The following is a 17,368-nucleotide window of genomic DNA, read 5'->3' as shown; positions in this document are numbered from 1 at the left end:
AGACACATGTAGGTACATGGGAGAGCAGCCACTTCCTTCATCCCAAAAGACTTGCTACATATCCATATAGCATTCACCGATACATAAAAAAACCAGACTCCTTAACTACAATGTAAGCAAAAATGAATATAGCTATACATTGTATAAAGAGTCCGGCTACTTTCAACATGACGGCATGATACAATTAAGTGTTTTATCTTACTCCTTGTTCACCAATTGACGTTGTGCTTTTTCGATAGCAAGTTTTACCATGTTCCCTGCGTCCCTGGCCCGGATTCCTCCCCAGCCTTCTTTCTGGACAACATCGTAAAATCCAAGTTCTTTAGCCAATTCCTCTTTAAGATCATTTGACATAATCCCTTTTTTCCTGCTCAAGCGAAGCAACCCCTTTCACATGCCGTCACATGCCTAGTGTTTGCATCATACGCTATTTCATTACATCCTTTTTAAGCCTTTATTGGGGCCCACAGGGTATTTTATACAAAACAAAAAGCAGCAAACATAGTTGTTCGCTGCCTCGTCTAAGTTAAATCTCTTGTTGTTTGTTTAAAAATGTTAGTTCTACGGTTTCCGTTAAAACATCCGCATAGCTGTAAGATACTCTTTCAAACGCATTTTCATCTTGGTCGAGCTCAATTACAAAAACAGCCGGATAAGTTTCCGCCAAAGTTCCAAATCGTTCTACAGTCTTTCTTCTTCCACCGTTTGCTTTTAAGAGCAATCTTTTACCTAGGTTTGAATCAAGTGCAGTTTTAATATCAGCTAGAGTTTTTGGCATTTTCGGTCCACCTCACTAAGTTAAGTATATCACAATTCACAAATATACGCAAACAAAATAATAAATTATATCAGCACTTAAAAATGTAGTCAATATATTTTTATTTGAAATTCGGCAAAATCGCGAACAATTTTATTATATCCTGGGAAATGAAAAATTATGTAAACGAACTATTTCATTATTTATTAAACCGAATTTTCGTAGTTAAATTATTACTTAGTGCCATTAACAAGCAAAAAACCCGTTTTTTTGCGAGAATATCCGAATTCTTCCCTACCAAAAGCAAGCTGCATTCTTTCAAAATGCAGCTCGTTCATTCTTCCTGAAATGGCTTGAAAGGCAACCCGGTCCGTAACACCCCTTTTGTCTCAATTCCTCCCAACCCCTTTTCTCCCGTTAAAGTATTCCGAAGGACATCCCATACATGAATATGATCGGAAAATGGCGTAAAGCTTATCTTTCCAACGATATATACCGGATCAAGAGCATGTATATTAACACGGGAAGGAGAACTTGCAAAATTTGCCCCCGCTTGGATTAGCGATTCAAAATGCGATTGACAAGCCCCGGCAAATATAATCAGTTGGTCTAAATGAGAAACCCTCCTTCGCGCTTCTCTAACTGTCTGTACAAAATCCTTTGAGTGACGGTAGGCATTGATATCGGACATCGGTCCTTTTGATTTTGAATAGGCATCATGACCGGTGACAACAAGAATGTCCGGCCGATAATGGTCCAACAAACCCCCGATTCTTTGGGGCATTTCCTTTTCATTGCAATAGATGCCATTGACCGGTATACCGAATTTCTGATATAGATCCATGCATTTCTTTAAGTAAGATGCGTCCCCATCAACATGGAGGACCCTCCCTGGTATCTGAAAGTATTCACCGCTATACCGATAGCCATTACTCGATTGATAGCCATTTTTTTGTTGTTGCAGCTCTAGATCTTGTGTTAATAAGCGGTAAGATTGTTCTTGAAGTACCTCATTCGACCTTTGTCGATCATTTCTTTCATTATCATTAATGATCATTAAATCTTGAAAAGGTGCATCTGCAATCAATCGGATATCTTCGCCATAAAGAATAGCTTCACGCCTTCCGTCAATATCACGGATATCGATTACCCGGAACAACACGTCGCATTTATAAGAAACCCGACCAACAATATCGTTTATTTGAATATTCATGGCCCCACCCCATGAGAAGACTTATTTTCAGCCCGCCCTAGTTTATTTTCATTCTTAAGTTATGCGAACCATTCTTGAATGGTGAAAGGTGGGGATTGAATACATTTTCGGGTACGTTACATCATGGCAGTCCGATTTCAAAATGAAAAAAGCCGGAAGCTGGGAGTGACCCCATTCCGACTTGAATCTTTCACATTATCTTTATTTGAAATTCGGCAATAACGCATCACTTAAGCGGCCAAATTCTTTGATGCTCAGTGTTTCTCCTCGTCTGGAAGGATCAACTTCTGAGGCTTCGAGAGCGGCAAGTATGAGTTCTTTTTTCGATTTACCATCCGGCAGCTGACTGGTTAAGTTATTTAATATCGTTTTCCGGCGCTGTGCAAAGCTCGCCCGGGTCACAGTGAATAAGAAATCCTCATCCAGGACTTTGACGATTGGCTTATCGCGCAAGGTAAGGCGGATTACAGCTGAATCAACATTAGGCTGAGGCATGAATACCGTTTTGGGTACGATCATCACTGTTTCGGCTTCGGTATAATATTGAATCGCAATGGATAAAGAACCATATTCCTTTGTCCCCGGTTTTGCGGCAATTCGATCAGCCACTTCCTTTTGCAGCATACACACGATGCCTCTAATGGGCAGGTCCTCGGACAATAGCTTTAAAATGATCGGCGTCGTGACATAGTATGGCAGATTTGCAACAACCATCAGGTCCGAGAAGCCAGCGAATTCCTCCTCGATTACTTTCTTGACATCAGCTTTGAGAACATCGCCGTGAATGATGTTTACATTGTTATAGGGAGACAGTGTATCCGATAAAATGGGCAGTAGACGCTGATCAATCTCAAAGGCCGCAACCTTTTTGCTGCTTTTCGCCAGTTGTTCCGTCAATGCCCCGATTCCCGGCCCAATTTCGATGGCGCCGCTTTCCTCTGTCAAATTGGCATGTTCGACAATACGTTTCAAAATATTCGTATCGATTAAAAAGTTTTGGCCTAAGCTCTTTTTAAAGGAGAATCCGTATTTCTTTAATATTTCTTTCGTTCTGACAGGGGTTGCAATATCCTTATTCATTTTTTTCCTCCTGAATTATCTGTACCATCGCTTTCTCAAAAGCATCAGTTGATATTTGGAACATTTTTAGTCTCTTATATAACTGTTTACCATTGGTAAACCCGATTTTTAAAATAGATCCAAGTTTTTCCCTTCGTTCCTTGGCACCGGATCCCCCGATTAAACCTGCATCTATTAAATCCTGCTGTGAAATCTCTTCTGAAGCCTCTTCATCCATTAATTGGGCATCCTTTAAAGCATTACGAATTGCCTCAGGAGAAGCATGTTCCACACCAATTCCTCTACCTGACTTAGGAAGGGCTTCCTCCTTCGTTAAAAAGGCGTGTTTACAGCCTTTTACTTGTTCTGAAATGATATTCCTGATTTTTTGACCAGGAAAATCAGGGTCTGTGAAAATGATGGCTCCACGCGTCTTTTGTGCAAGCCTCACCTGCTCAATACAGGACTCATTCACCGCAGAACCGTTGGTTTCAATTGTATCAGCATTAACAGCCCTTTTTATAGCTACCGTATCGTCTTTTCCTTCTACAACAATAATTTCTTTAATCTTTTTCATGGTTTCCTCCATACAGAAAAGCGCAAGCGCTTTGATTGGCTCTTGGATAAACGTTACCGGTCCCCCGTAAAATTTTTCTGGATAGAGAATCAGTCAAGATCATTTATGAAAGCTTACACGCATAAATTGAAATCTTATGGAATAGTGAGACGTCTATCTTATTAAAACAGTTTTACATAGGGTTTTTCAACAAATGGAAAATAAAACGCAAAAAACAGGAGACGAATTCATCTCCTGCGAGAGAAACCTTATTAGTCCAATACGCGAACCTTTACTCTCTTTACACCCCAACGATAGGCATCATTTTTTGAGGAAAAGAAGACGTCAATCCTATTTCCCTTTATTGCTCCGCCTTTGTCAGCAGCTACAGCATAGCCGTATCCATCTACATATACTTTCGACCCCATAGGAATTACGCTTGGATCGACAGCAATGATCTTCGCACCCGGATTACTCTTAAGATCTACGCCTGTAGACGTGACACCGGAACAGCCCTTACAACTGGCAGTATAAGCTGTTGATGATACGTATATTTCTTTTCCACTTGAAGAACTAACGTTAGTTACTCCGCGTGATGCCTGGGCAACCGTCGTTCGAGTTCCGACCGTTACAACTTTATCCTGCTTTTTATTAACTACTTTTTCTGAAAGTAATTCTCTTTTGACCTCTTTGCCATTTTCTTTAACAACCTCATATTTCTTGGAAATGAGTCCGTCTTTTCCTTCTTTGACAATTTTCTCTTTCCCTTTTGATAAAGAGTCATCTTTTTTTGTTATGACAGCAAAGTCAACTGGTTCTTCCACTACATCGGTGACTTTTTCAATTCGAACTACGTTTACCGTATTCTCAGCTTCAACTTTTTCGGTTAATTCTGGCTCAACTCGATCCAAATCATTGAGTTTTACCCCTTGTTGCTTTAAAAAGTCAGCGACAGTAGTCGAAGTTGACCATACCTGCTTTTCGTCTCCGCCTACCACTAATTTCAGTGAAAAGGCTTTGTCTATGGCAACTTCCATATTCGCTTTCAGCTTCGTATTTTTTGAAGGGGTGATCTTATCCTGTTCCTTCACACTAAGATCTTGGTCTTTTAAAAGTTCATCTACCGTATCGGCAGTGGACCAAACTTCCTCCGTCTTACCATCCTGTACCATTACGATTTTTTGTGCAGGCTCCCAAACCACCTCTAAATCATCATCAACCTTTGTGGCTCTTGAAGGATGGACATAGTCTGCGGCTTGAACGGTAATCTCTAAATCTTCCAACATATCATTTACAGTAGCCGCGTGTGTACGCACTACCTCTTTTTTTCCGTCTAGCATGATTGTTACTGTATCCTTTGTTCCTTGATATATTAGTATTCCCAATGCTGTAGAAACAAGAATAGCACTGCAAATGGCAATTGCCATTCTCTTCTTCCCAAAAGGTTTGGGAATAAGGTTTTTCATAGTTTTTAATAGAATGAAAAACTCCTCCTTCCTCCCGGTGATTATATAGACTTAGTTATCAAGCTGTCAACCCATTCACTTCTCATTCAGGAAATTACTACCTATTATGCATATTCCAAATTGAAAAGGAAAGGGCGACTTCTCGACATAATAAGCCTATAGTTGGAGTGAGATTTGTTGAAACATTAAAAAAGTGCGATTTCAGCTAGCGAACCCCGGGAGATATTGTAAAAAAAAATGTCAGTTAATGCCGAATAATTTCTTGGCATTTTCTGTTGTTGCCAGGGAAACTTCCTCTATCGTGAGTTGTTTGATTTCTGCAATTTGTTCAGCAATAAGCTTCACATACGAAGGTTCATTACGCTTCCCCCTATAAGGATGGGGAGCCAAGTATGGACAATCGGTCTCTATCAGTAAACGTTCTAAAGGTACGGCAGCTGCCACTTCCTTTGGTTTTTTTGCATTCTTGAAGGTCACAGGGCCACCCAATGAAATATAAAAATTCATATTGATGCATTCCAAAGCCGTTTCCGCACTCCCGCTAAAGCAATGCATGATGCCTCCAACCGTTGATGCCTCTTCTTCCTTGAGTATGTTCACGATATCCGCGGTCGCTTCCCGATTATGGATGATAATGGGCAGCCCCACCTTTTTTGCCAATCGGATTTGCTTCCTGAACACCTCCATTTGAACATCTTTCGGTGATTTATCCCAATGATAATCCAGGCCCATCTCACCAATGGCCACAACCTTTGGATGGTTGGATAATTCCTCGATCCATCGTAAGTCCTCTTCTGTCATATCTATAGCATCGACAGGATGCCAGCCGACTGCGGCATACATGAAATCATAAGCTTCTATTAACTCCATTGCCCTTATAATAGTAGGCCGGTCAAAACCAACGACTACCATATTATTGACTCCTGCTTCCTTAGCTCTTTCTATTACGTCTTCGAGATCCTCGTTGAATTGTTCCGCATTAACATGTACATGTGTATCAAATAACATTATTTTTCTTCCTTTCTAGCACTATTTTATTAAAAAATGAAAGTTTTATGTTTCACAATTTGGTAACAAACAGATTACAAAGGACCCTATATGCCCAACAAATAAATGCAGCACCAAAAACAAAACCTGTATAAAATTACTTTTTCCAAAAGCATAAAGAAAAAAACATAAAAATGTTTCATATGAAACACCTTTATGTTTTGATCGGTTTATTTCACCTTTGAACCATTTGGAATCGATGAATCTATAGTAGCGACTGATAGTACACCATCCTGGCTTCCCGCCAAAATCATTCCTTGAGAGAGCTCGCCACGAAGTTTAACAGGTTTCAAATTCGTTACACATATCACTTTTTTGCCTACTAAGTCTTCGGGTTTATAATGCTGTGCAATGCCTGATACGACTTGCCGTTTCTCATAGCCCAAATCAAGCTGAAGTTTAAGAAGCTTATCCGCCTTCTTTACAGGTTCAACTTCCATGACCTGAGCAACACGAAGCTCCACTTTTGTAAAGTCATCAATAGTGATTTCATCAACCTCGGGAATCGCCTCTTCAACTTTTTCCTCGGCCTTAGGGGCATCACCCTGCATTTGTTCTTTAATATATAAAACTTCCTCTTCCATATCCAAACGAGGGAAGATCGGGTCTCCCTTCAAAACTTTTGTTTCAGCAGGAATTTGACCGAACTCCGCTAAACTTTCCCAGGATTTTAACACATCATCTTTGATGCTAAGCTGAGCAAAGATTTTTTCCGGTGTTTGCGTCAAGAACGGTTTCAAAAGGATGGCCGTCCTGCGTAAAGATTCCGCCAAATGAACCATGACACTAGCAAGGTCTTCTTTCCTTGATTCATCTTTGGCAAGAGCCCATGGCTGGGTTTCATCGATGAATTTGTTAGTTCTGCTCACGAGTTGCCAAATGGATGTCAGTGCAACTGAAAACTCCATGTTTTCCATAGCTTCCTCATACTTGCCTACCGTCTCTTGGTTCATTTCAAGCAAAGCCTTTTCGAATTCGCCATTGGATCCTTCGTAATTTGGAATCACACCATCAAAATACTTATTGACCATTGCAACTGTTCGATTTAATAAATTCCCTAAATCATTTGCCAGGTCAAAATTGATCCGTTCAACAAACCCTTCCGGTGTAAAAACTCCATCGGAACCAAATGGAACCTCACGCAATAAATAGTAGCGTAAAGAATCCAAACCGTAACGATCAATCAATGTAACGGGATCGACTACATTCCCTTTTGATTTGGACATTTTACCATCTTTCATGAGAAGCCATCCATGGGCAAAGACTTTCTTTGGAAGCGGCACGTCAAGAGCCATCAACATGATCGGCCAATAGATCGTATGGAAACGAACGATTTCCTTTCCGACCAGATGTACATCGGCCGGCCAATAATTCAAGTATTTAGAATCATTATCCGTCTCATACCCTAATGCCGTTAAATAATTGGTCAAAGCATCTATCCAGACATAAATGACATGCTTTGGATCTCCCGGCACCTTGATGCCCCAGTCGAAAGTAGTTCGTGAAACGGCCAGATCTTCCAATCCAGGCTTGATGAAGTTATTGATCATTTCGTTTTTGCGGGATTCCGGTTGAATGAAGTCCGGGTTTTCCTCATAAAACTTCAGTAACCGATCCGCATATTTACTCATCTTAAAGAAATAAGATTCCTCTTTCACCTTCTCAACAGGCCTGCCGCAATCAGGACAGTTTCCATTGCTTTCTTCCACCTGACGTTCCGTGAAGAAAGATTCGCAAGGTGTACAATATAACCCTTCATATTGGTCCAAGTATATATCACCCTGGTCCAATAGCCTTTTGAATATCTTGGCTACAACCTCTTTATGGCGATCTTCCGTCGTCCTGATGAAATCATCATATGAAATATCAAGCTTTTCCCATAGCTCTTTAATCCCTGATACGATATTATCGACATATTGCTGTGGAGTGATTCCTTCCTCAGCCGCTTTACGCTGGATTTTTTGACCATGTTCATCAGTGCCTGTTAAATACATGACATCGAAGCCACGCATCCTTTTATAACGAGCCATGGCATCCCCTGCCACTGTCGTATACGCGTGCCCTATATGTAAATTACCGCTCGGATAATATATGGGTGTCGTGATATAGAATGTTTTTAATTTATCTTGCACTTCGTTCCCTCCTCATCTTTTGAAAAACCGGCTATGGGACTGGCCCAAGCCAATAAGAATATATATAAGTTATTATCTCTATTTTAACGCTATATGCGACAATAATCACTAATCTAATCATCATGTTGATAGAATTAAAAAATTATATTTAAAAATAAGTGTCCTGGACGTGAACTTCCCTTATGACAGCATTACCTCTTACCTCAACAAAATATACCTAAATTTCTTTTTTTGTGCAACAACTCACATATTCATAAACTTTTTCAGAAAATTATCCTTAATTCAGAACTTTTGTTTTGAAACTAAATTATATTTAATCATATAATAATGAAGTATGTTTTATTTGGTACACTTTGTCGAAATCTGGTGAAGTGAGGAGTTCTTTGTAGCCTGCCTTTTCTTTATTAAAGACATAATCGATTTCTTCCCTTTAAAAGCGTTTTTGTTACACGAAATCGGCCATGCTATTTCTTACAAAAAAATGAAAATAAATCATTGACGAATTTGGGAATGGCTGGTATTATAAATTTATAAAAAAATTTGTCGAATATTGGCGAAAAAAATAGAAATAGGGTACTAGATTGTAACTGAGAGGAGAAATTATAAATGAAATCTACAGGTATTGTTCGTAAAGTTGATGAGTTAGGCCGGGTGGTTATTCCAATCGAACTTCGTCGTACATTGGGTATCGCTGAGAAAGATGCTCTTGAAATCTATGTTGATGATGAGCGCATCATCTTGAAAAAATACAAACCAAACATGACTTGCCAAGTTACTGGTGAAGTTTCCGATAACAACCTTACACTTGCAAATGGTAAATTGATTCTTAGTCGTGAAGGTGCAGAATTACTTATTCAAGAAATTCAACAAAACTTCACTGCTTCTAAATAAATGAAATGAAAAAACTTCCGGTCTTCGGAAGTTTTTTTTATGTTTATTATTCTTGTATATCAATATGATACGCTTGATATACATCGCGTTTTTGCATATTACGATCTTTCGCGACCTGCTTGATTGCGTCCTTTGAAGTGAGCTGCTTGGTTTCCATATAATGCTTAACATGACCGACGATGTCAAGGGCCATCCACCAAGCTTCTTCAGGTTCATCCTCCGACCATTGCCCTCCTTCTATAATTAAACAGAACTCACCGCGAATTTCGGATTCCATCGCCCATGTCAATGCTTCACTAACAGTTCCTCGAATGAACTCTTCAAACTTCTTGGTTAATTCTCGGCATAATACTATTTGACGGTCACCTAAAATTTCATGCATATGTTTCAATGTTTCTTTCAGTCGATGTGGTGATTCATAAACGATCCAAGTCGATTCCATTTTTTTTAATTTTTCCAGCTCCTGCTTTTTTTCTTTTGCTCCCCGTTGTAGAAAGCCATAAAAGTAAAAAGGCTGCGGAGTCAGTCCAGATGCGATCAATGCAGTTAATGCAGCATTGGCCCCCGGCAACGGGATGACCTTAAACTGTTCAGCAATGGCTTCTTTGACAAGTTCATATCCCGGATCGGATATCGTCGGCAAGCCAGCATCACTTACCAATGCGATGACCTCTCCAGATCGAAGCCTCTCAAGCATCTGCTTCCCACTATACTCCTTATTATGTTCATGGTAACTGACGATAGGTGTCGAAATTTCAAAGTAGTTGCATAATTTCTTTGTATTTCGCGTGTCCTCAGCAGCAATGACATCCGCTTCCTTTAAGATTCTTAAAGCCCGGAAACTCATATCCTCAAGGTTTCCTATCGGTGTAGGAACCAGATATAGAGCTGGCTCCAATCCTTCTTTCTCAAAACTCTTTTGCTGCCACATATCATGTATCCTCCTTTGCCATCCACTTTTGCTTTTGTTTTCTTGTTAATTGCTTGAATTTATATTCAGCCTGCATGGCCAATGTCTGTGTTTCGAATATTTCATGATAAATCAGTTCAACCGGGGTCCGTCCTCGTGTATACTTTGCACCCCTGCCTTGATTATGAGCATCAATCCTACGGTCCAAATTATTTGTATACCCAGCATAATAACTGCCGTCCCTGCATTTTAAAACATAAAAATAATGCTTATTCTTCTCCATATAAAATCCTTCTGATTTCCGGATTATACTCATTTTGATCATTATATACAACAAGCGGAGGAAGAATCTTCAAATCAGGATTGCCGTCCTTTATCCCTTCAATAAGAATCGTATTCGCTTCTTTTGAAGCCTTTGGATAAACGAATTGCAGTCGCTTCGGTTCAATTCTGTACATCCTCATGAAATGGAGGATATCCATCAGACGGCCCGGCCTATGAACGAATGCCGCTTTCCCACCTTGACGCAGCAACTGACTTGAAACACGCATGACGTCCTCTAGATTACACATTAATTCATGTCGGGCAATTGCAAAATGCTCATTTTTGTTAATTTCCTCGATAGATGGCGTCGGGAAATAGGGTGGATTGCAAGTAACGACATCATATTTGCTATACCCTATCTGTTTTGGAATTTCCTTTATATCCCCATGAATCATCTCGATCTGGGAGGATACCCCATTATAGTCCATGCTCCTCTGGGCCATGTCATATAACCGTTCCTGAATTTCAACACCGGTAATTTTCCCTTTCGTTCTTGTACTCAGCAGCAAAGGTATGACCCCATTCCCTGAGCAAAGATCTACGATTTTCCCTTTTTGGATCGGGACATTTACGAACCTTGATAATAAAACGGCATCTAATGAAAAAGAGAACACCGACGGGCTCTGGATGATCCTTAAATTCTCAGCCAATAGATAATCCAGGCGCTCATCTCCTTTAAGTTCTACCATTGCTGTTACCCTCCTAATCATGTATGGAAAAAAGCATGTTTAGGGTCCATGCTTCGACATTACTATCGTACAAAAAGGGGTCTGACTCATAGTATGCGTCAGACCCCGAATCACTATATATTGTAAACGGTCTATCTATCACGTAAAAGAGATGGAACATCTTTTATATTATTCCATTATTACTTCTTGTTTAAAAAAGATAAACAGAACAGGCAATCCCCTTCTTTTCGCAAACTGCCAAAATGCAGATTGCAAATATGAAAGCCTTCTTGATAGATACGGGCTAAATTATCATAGCCTTCCCCGATATCCATAACCTTGTCCGCACTTGCTGTACGGTTTTTCACTTTTTGTTTGACCTTTACTGCAGCAGGCTCAGTTTCGACTTCCACAAGGCCCAATCGATGGCGCAAATGCTTGTTCTCCAGCTTGAGCGACTGATTTTCCTCAAGGATTTCAGCTAAGTTCTGCTTCAATTCTCCAAGCTGCTTATATAATTGGCCTATCTGGGTTTCCATATTGGTCACCGACTCAAAAATATCTTTCTTATCCACGCTCTCCCACCACCTTAATAATCTGTGGCTTGAATAGAAACGGCTCCCTCTTTAAGAATCTCATCTAGAGTATACTCTAATACTCTTTCTTGCTCGATTAGTTCAATCTGAAGTACGCGTTCTAGAATATTAAGCCCCACTACCTTGCCTTTGCCACCAGGCGTATTAATCATTTCACCTAAATCAGGAAGCATTTCCTTCGCACTTTCATACTCATCATTTTCATATTTCAGACAGCACATCAATCGACCGCATAAACCTGAGATTTTTGTAGGGTTTAATGATAAATTCTGATCCTTCGCCATTTTGATGGAAACCGGTTCAAAATCCCCAAGAAATGTGGAGCAACAAAGCATTCTGCCACAAGGTCCGATGCCACCAAGCATCTTTGCCTCATCCCTTACCCCAATTTGGCGCAGTTCTATGCGGGTTCTGAATATGGCAGCTAAATCTTTGACTAAATCACGGAAATCCACGCGACCATCCGCTGTAAAATAAAATACGACTTTATTTCTGTCGAAAGTATATGACACATCAACCAGCTTCATATCCAGCTTATGCTCTATAACCTTTTGACAACATATAGAATAAGCCTCTTCTGCAGCCGCCTTGTTCTCGTCTACAATCAGCTTATCTTTTGCATCAGCGACCCGAAGTACTTTTTTCAATGGCAGGACAACATCGTTTTCATCTACTTGTTTACGGGCTGTAACGACTTTACCGAATTCAACACCGCGGACAGTCTCCACTATTACAAAATCGTCCTTAGGAATAGTGAATTCACCCGGATCGAAGTAGTATATTTTGCCCGCCTTTTTAAAACGGACACCTACAACATCATACAAATCATGATCCCTCCTGCAAATTCAGCACAAGCTGTTCCATCAACAGCTGTGGATTCGTGTTGGACATCAGCTTCCTTTTTGCTTCCAAAATGCAACCCATATGTTCAGCAAGGCGTCTTGGGGAAAGATGAAGAGCGTGAGTTTCAAATTCCTTCAGTTTATTTTGGAATACAACGAAGTCCTTTTTGTCCAACTGAATGTATAATAAATCCTTATATATAAGAAGTAACAAATCAAGACCTCTGTCTACCTGTTCTCTTTCTTTAAAGTGTGTGGACCAATCCGTCTGAAGGTACAGCAATGCCTTCAAGGAATTGAGTTTTAACACTTCATATAATTTTACCACTATTTTTTGAGCTTGTACAAACCATTCATCATGGCTAAGCTCGATTCCAGCTTCCACATTTTGTGTTATGTGTGCGATGACCGAGGCCAGCTGTGGTTCTAACTCCTGTTCTATCAGCTTCCGTTTCACATTCTCCGGAGATAATGGCTTGAACGAAATCACTTGGCACCTAGATAATATAGTCGGTAGAATCCTCTGAAGCTGTTCGGTCATCAATATTGCTACAGTATCAGCCGAAGGTTCTTCCAAAAATTTCAATAGACTGTTGGCTGCCCCCACCGACATTTTGTCCGCATCGGCAATCATATAAACCTTTCGATCTGCCTCTACGCTTTTTTTTGAAAATTCTTCCTGAAGTCCCTTGATTTGTTCTTTCTTTATTGAGAGACCGTCTTTTGCTATCAAATGGACATCAGGATGATTCCCACTTGAAATCCGTTTGCAATTCCGACAAAGTTCGCATGGCTCATAACCTGCTGTCGGGGCCTCACATAGTAAGCTTTTGGCAAAGACATTGCTTATCTCTTGCTTACCCGTCCCTTTTTCCCCTTCAAATAAATACGCATGAGCCACCCTGTTCTTCGTTATGCTATTTTGCAGCATCGTCATTACCTGCGGCTGAATTTCACTCATGTCCTGCCATGTTTTATCCAAAACCATCAACTCACTTAAGTATATAAATTAATCAGAAGACCTTTAATCTCGCCGATCATTTCCAATATTTCAAGCGAGCTTTTCTCTTTATTAAGAATTTCCTCGCTTAACTCAACCAATCTTACATCTATCGTTTCCACGGTTTTCAACGGCCGGCTCTGTCCATATTCGTTCCAGCTCGTGGATTGCTTCAGTTCAAGTCCATATTCAACCGCTTCTTTAACAAACCGTTTCACCAATGCTTTATATTTTGCCAATTCCCTAAAAGTACGTGACCTTACTAAACGCTGACCCGCCCCTTCAATATCGCCTATCAAACGGTTTAATGTTTGGATTTGCATCTTTTGATCCTGTGTCTGGACCATTTGTTGAAATCTTCCATTCCCGGTTTGAAACTGTTTGGCATCCTGACGCGATTTATCAAGCTTAATAGGGATATCATGGTTGATTTTCATAATGAACCTCCCTGAAACTTACCGTTAAAATTGTAAAAAGTTTTCAACCGGCAGAACAAAAATGGTCGCACCGCCTACTTGAATCTCCACTGGGTAAGGTACATAGGACTCGGCATTCCCGCCCATCGGTGAAACCGGTGATACTAATTGGGATCGTGACTGACAATTCTGTTTGATGATCTGGATGGCTTGGTCAACACGTTCATCCTCTGTGCCGATCATAAAAGTCGTATTACCTGATTTTAAAAACCCGCCAGTGCTGGCTAGCTTGGTCGTTCCGAAATTATTTTCCACTAATTGATTCAGCAGGCGATGACTATCCTTGTCTTGAACGACAGCAATGATCATTTTCATTTCTCATCATCCTCCGGTTACTCTGAATTTTTACTAACTCCATTATATCAACTAGTCCTTGCCTGGAATAGTATTGGTTGAATAATATGGAAACCTATATATTCAGTTTCCCGCTTTCGCTAAAAAATCCAACAAGCCGGCTTTCGTTTCCTCAAAGACTTCATCTATTGTCCGGCCTGCATCCACGATGATGAAACGGTCTTTCCATCTATTTATAATGAACTGATACCCCTCACAAACTTTTTTATGGAAGTCGAGGGCTTCAAGATCCAGCCGGTTCACTTCCCTTTCCCCATTGGACTGGATACGTCTCAACCCCTCTTCTGGGTCGATATCAAAAAAGAACGTGGCATCTGGCATCATATCTCCAATTGCGAATTTATTGATATTGTAAACTTCTTCTATATCCAAACCCCTTGCATGGCCCTGATAGGCTAACGAGCTGTCTATAAATCGGTCACAGAGGACAATTCCCCCCCGTTCCAACTCAGGCATGACCACTTCCACTAAATGCTGACGCCTTGCTGCTGCGTATAATAAAGCCTCTGTTCTCGAGTCCATGGCTGTATTATCTTTATTAAGGATCACTTCCCTGATTTGCTCCGAAATGGGAACTCCACCTGGCTCACGCGTTAATAGTACTTGGTAGCCTTCTTGTTGCAGAGCCTTGCCAAGCATTTGGGTAATTGTTGTTTTCCCGGCACCCTCAGGCCCTTCCATTGTTATAAAAATACCACGTTTCATCGATGTACCTCCAAGGTTCTTTGTTTGTAGTATAACATTTTAACCAGTCTGCCCGCTTTCATAAACGATCAATTCTCCATTTGAAAGGGAGGAACCGCCATGAAACCTTGATCCCAGTTCTAGCAGGCTTCCCAAAATGGATATATGCTCAGGAGTAATCATTTCCCCGGACATAATTAAAGGGATGCCCGGCGGATAAGGAATGACCATCTCAGCAGATACCTCACCCACTGCTTTCCTTAATGCGACAGGTTTTGATTTACTATGCTTCATGACGGAGTATGGCATTTCAAGTCCTGTCATTGACCTTCGATCAGGCCAGTTGACCCCAAGATCTGCTTCCTTGTTTCCAATTCTTCCTTCAGTGGCACTTTTTATAGTTTGAACGATTTCATGAAAAGGAAATTCGGTACCCATTTTTAATAAAGGTAAAATCATTAATAAATTATCAGGGTCAGCCAATTCCGTAAAAATGCCTTCGGCTTCATATAGCTGCTGTAACTCAAACCCGCTTAAACCATTTGTTGATTGAATGACTACTTTCAACGGGTCTGCCGAGGTGCCTAGTGGCGCCTCCAGCACCCTTACTGTTTGCAGGGCACCTAATTCCCCTCTGAAATCTGATATCTTTTCAATAAGTGAACTTTTATCTTCTGATGTAAAACCGGCTAAGTAGGCCCTTGCCAAGTCGAGCGATCCCATAATCGGGTAAGATGGACTGCTCGACTGAAGCATTTGTAAATAGAATGATACTTGATCGACATCAACCAAGGATGAATTCACATGAAGAAATGACCCCATCGTCATGGCCGGCAGTGTTTTATGCGCTGAATGGACAACGGCATCTGCCCCTGCCAAAATGGCCGGCTTTGGAAACGGACTGCCTAACTGAAAATGAGCGCCATGTGCCTCGTCCACCAGCACAAGAATCCCCTTTTGATGTGCGAGTCTTACCATTTCCGTCAGGTCCTCACCAAGACCATAATAATTAGGATATGTAACAATGATGGCTTTTACATCTGGATGTACACTCAAGGCTTCTTCAATTAATGTTGATCCCACACCGCCAGCAATGCCCCATTTCTCATAATAATCCGGTTGTAAAAAGATCGGTTGTACATTCGCTAACATCAATCCATGTAAAATTGATTTATGGCAGTTTCTTTGGACAAGGACCTTATCGCCTTCCCGGCAGGTAGCAAGAATCATGGCAATGTTGCCTACGGTTGACCCATTAACGAGAAAGTAACTCCGCTTTACCCCATATAGGTCAGCGAGTAGTTGCTCGGACTTTAAAATGGCGCCCTCTGGAGCATGCAGGTCATCTAAACCGCTTATCTCCGTGGCATCAATACCAAGCAGGGGATTGTATAAGGCTTGGCCCTTTTTACTAAACACCCACCCATTTTTATGTCCTGGGACATGCAGAGATATTGGGCTTTTTTTATGAAAAGCACTCATTGCATCAAACAATGGTGTCTGAGATTGATTCATTTTTCTCTTCCCTCATATCATAGTATTTTTTTCATTTTATCAAATAAGTTCAATTTTATCTCATATTGCGACAACAGAAAGGCGATTATGTATCCCCGAACAGTCTGGTTGGAGCTTGAAACATATTGGCAAGCATTCTTCTAAAGTACCAAAAAAAGAATCAGAGACTAAAGAAACACACCATTTCTTTTTTCTCTGACTCTTTAACTTTCCACAAACTATTTTTTCATGATAATATTTCAGGATTAGTGACTTTTCTTAATTGCTTTAAGTAATATTGGTACTTGGGATCGTTCGTATCCGTCCCGATCATATCCTTTTCGCACTCCTCACAAATAAAAGTCGTATATAGATGTATACCCATCCCTTTTATTTGTTCACAAACCGCGCACATTTCCCCTGCCGTTGTTTTGGTTGTTGTTGTCCCCAACATCTCCACCTCCATACCTGCATTCTCCCCAAAAACCATTGTTCGCATACATTAATTTAAATAGTTTAAGAGAACCGGGGATGCTTTTAACAATGTATGATGAAGAATTTCAATACGTGTATGTCTTTATAAAAGTTTCCATAATTGATAATCCCTTTATTTCCAATGATTTTTCTTTGCATTATGCAAAAAAAGACCAGCCGGATGGCTGATCTTTTGAAATGGCTTGGCGGCGTCCTACTCTCACAGGGGGAAACCCCCAACTACCATCGGCGCTGAAGAGCTTAACTGCCGTGTTCGGAATGGGAACGGGTGTGACCTCTTCGCTATCGCCACCAAACATAAAAGGAACGTTGTTCCTTCAAAACTAGATAATAAGAAGGTATTTCATTTTTTTAAAGCGTTGGTTAAGTCCTCGATCTATTAGTATCAGTCAGCTCCACATGTC

At 40.6% G+C, this 17,368-nt stretch carries 20 protein-coding genes and 1 rRNA gene; 1 reads left to right on the top strand and 20 read right to left on the bottom strand.

Features of this window, described 5'->3' with window-relative positions:
* Positions 1 to 198: 198 nt before the first annotated feature.
* From J7E52_RS19400 to metG, 8 genes are all read right to left on the bottom strand, one after another.
* Complete coding sequence (locus tag J7E52_RS19400; RefSeq protein ID WP_034316340.1) at positions 199 to 375, bottom strand: small, acid-soluble spore protein, alpha/beta type; 177 nt, start codon at positions 373 to 375, stop codon at positions 199 to 201.
* 151 nt (positions 376 to 526) lie between these two features.
* Positions 527 to 778, bottom strand: a complete 252-nt coding sequence (gene veg / locus J7E52_RS19395) for a biofilm formation stimulator Veg (RefSeq protein WP_061440325.1) — start codon at positions 776 to 778, stop codon at positions 527 to 529.
* Between the two features lie 313 nt (positions 779 to 1,091).
* Positions 1,092 to 1,970, bottom strand: a complete 879-nt coding sequence (yabG, locus tag J7E52_RS19390) for a sporulation peptidase YabG (protein ID WP_214750106.1) — start codon at positions 1,968 to 1,970, stop codon at positions 1,092 to 1,094.
* Between the two features lie 201 nt (positions 1,971 to 2,171).
* Positions 2,172 to 3,050, bottom strand: a complete 879-nt coding sequence (gene rsmA / locus J7E52_RS19385; RefSeq protein ID WP_214750105.1) for a 16S rRNA (adenine(1518)-N(6)/adenine(1519)-N(6))-dimethyltransferase RsmA — start codon at positions 3,048 to 3,050, stop codon at positions 2,172 to 2,174.
* Entirely contained in the window at positions 3,043 to 3,606 is a 564-nt protein-coding gene (gene rnmV / locus J7E52_RS19380) for a ribonuclease M5 (RefSeq protein WP_214750104.1), read from the bottom strand. The genes rsmA and rnmV overlap by 8 nt, the downstream gene beginning before the upstream one ends.
* Positions 3,607 to 3,857: 251 nt before the next feature.
* Positions 3,858 to 5,012: a G5 and 3D domain-containing protein gene (locus J7E52_RS19375; RefSeq protein WP_286197915.1), complete on the bottom strand. Its 1,155-nt coding sequence runs from the start codon at positions 5,010 to 5,012 to the stop codon at positions 3,858 to 3,860.
* 279 nt (positions 5,013 to 5,291) lie between these two features.
* The gene (locus J7E52_RS19370; RefSeq protein WP_214750102.1) at positions 5,292 to 6,059 is read right to left on the bottom strand and encodes a TatD family hydrolase; all 768 of its coding nucleotides are present in this window, start codon (positions 6,057 to 6,059) and stop codon (positions 5,292 to 5,294) included.
* A 209-nt stretch (positions 6,060 to 6,268) separates the two neighbouring features.
* Positions 6,269 to 8,230: a methionine--tRNA ligase gene (metG, locus tag J7E52_RS19365; protein ID WP_214750101.1), complete on the bottom strand. Its 1,962-nt coding sequence runs from the start codon at positions 8,228 to 8,230 to the stop codon at positions 6,269 to 6,271.
* A 606-nt stretch (positions 8,231 to 8,836) separates the two neighbouring features.
* Between metG and J7E52_RS19360 the strand changes: the two genes are divergently transcribed.
* Entirely contained in the window at positions 8,837 to 9,121 is a 285-nt protein-coding gene (locus tag J7E52_RS19360; RefSeq protein ID WP_048689982.1) for a transition state genes transcriptional regulator AbrB, read from the top strand.
* Positions 9,122 to 9,167: 46 nt separating this feature from the next.
* On the opposite strand, the gene rsmI is transcribed toward J7E52_RS19360, so the two are convergent.
* The 12 genes from rsmI to rrf form a co-directional block, all read right to left on the bottom strand.
* Positions 9,168 to 10,052 (bottom strand): 16S rRNA (cytidine(1402)-2'-O)-methyltransferase, encoded by an 885-nt coding sequence (rsmI, locus tag J7E52_RS19355; RefSeq protein ID WP_214750100.1) that lies wholly within the window; start codon positions 10,050 to 10,052, stop codon positions 9,168 to 9,170.
* A 1-nt stretch (position 10,053) separates the two neighbouring features.
* Positions 10,054 to 10,314 carry a GIY-YIG nuclease family protein gene (locus J7E52_RS19350; protein WP_214750099.1) on the bottom strand — a complete coding sequence of 87 codons (261 nt, stop codon included), beginning with the start codon at positions 10,312 to 10,314 and terminating at the stop codon, positions 10,054 to 10,056.
* On the bottom strand, positions 10,301 to 11,044 hold the full coding sequence (locus tag J7E52_RS19345) for a tRNA1(Val) (adenine(37)-N6)-methyltransferase (protein ID WP_214750098.1): 744 nt from the start codon (positions 11,042 to 11,044) through the stop codon (positions 10,301 to 10,303). Before J7E52_RS19345 ends, J7E52_RS19350 begins: the two co-directional genes overlap by 14 nt.
* A 179-nt stretch (positions 11,045 to 11,223) precedes the next feature.
* A complete protein-coding gene (gene yabA, locus J7E52_RS19340) occupies positions 11,224 to 11,562 on the bottom strand; it encodes a DNA replication initiation control protein YabA (RefSeq protein WP_396020297.1) in 339 nt (112 codons plus the stop codon).
* 50 nt (positions 11,563 to 11,612) lie between these two features.
* A complete protein-coding gene (ricT, locus tag J7E52_RS19335; RefSeq protein ID WP_214750096.1) occupies positions 11,613 to 12,443 on the bottom strand; it encodes a competence/sporulation regulator complex protein RicT in 831 nt (276 codons plus the stop codon).
* A gap of 1 nt (position 12,444) precedes the next feature.
* Positions 12,445 to 13,443 (bottom strand): DNA polymerase III subunit delta', encoded by a 999-nt coding sequence (gene holB, locus J7E52_RS19330; protein ID WP_214750095.1) that lies wholly within the window; start codon positions 13,441 to 13,443, stop codon positions 12,445 to 12,447.
* Positions 13,444 to 13,457: 14 nt separating this feature from the next.
* Positions 13,458 to 13,898: a DUF327 family protein gene (locus tag J7E52_RS19325; protein ID WP_141993385.1), complete on the bottom strand. Its 441-nt coding sequence runs from the start codon at positions 13,896 to 13,898 to the stop codon at positions 13,458 to 13,460.
* 24 nt (positions 13,899 to 13,922) lie between these two features.
* Positions 13,923 to 14,252: a cyclic-di-AMP receptor gene (locus tag J7E52_RS19320; RefSeq protein ID WP_034316369.1), complete on the bottom strand. Its 330-nt coding sequence runs from the start codon at positions 14,250 to 14,252 to the stop codon at positions 13,923 to 13,925.
* Between the two features lie 102 nt (positions 14,253 to 14,354).
* Positions 14,355 to 14,996, bottom strand: coding sequence for a dTMP kinase (gene tmk, locus J7E52_RS19315; protein ID WP_214750094.1), 642 nt, complete (start codon positions 14,994 to 14,996; stop codon positions 14,355 to 14,357).
* A 39-nt stretch (positions 14,997 to 15,035) separates the two neighbouring features.
* Positions 15,036 to 16,490, bottom strand: a complete 1,455-nt coding sequence (locus tag J7E52_RS19310) for an aminotransferase class I/II-fold pyridoxal phosphate-dependent enzyme (RefSeq protein ID WP_214750093.1) — start codon at positions 16,488 to 16,490, stop codon at positions 15,036 to 15,038.
* Positions 16,491 to 16,716: 226 nt separating this feature from the next.
* Positions 16,717 to 16,935 carry a sigma factor G inhibitor Gin gene (locus J7E52_RS19305; RefSeq protein ID WP_214750092.1) on the bottom strand — a complete coding sequence of 73 codons (219 nt, stop codon included), beginning with the start codon at positions 16,933 to 16,935 and terminating at the stop codon, positions 16,717 to 16,719.
* A 209-nt stretch (positions 16,936 to 17,144) separates the two neighbouring features.
* Positions 17,145 to 17,260 (bottom strand): 5S ribosomal RNA (gene rrf / locus J7E52_RS19300).
* Positions 17,261 to 17,368 lie beyond the last annotated feature (108 nt).

The sequence above is a fragment of the Bacillus sp. ISL-34 genome (genome assembly GCF_018613325.1).
GTDB lineage: Bacteria > Bacillota > Bacilli > Bacillales > DSM-1321 > Peribacillus.
The sequence above is the reverse complement of the archived record's forward strand: the minus strand, read 5'-3'. Positions and strand labels throughout refer to the sequence as shown.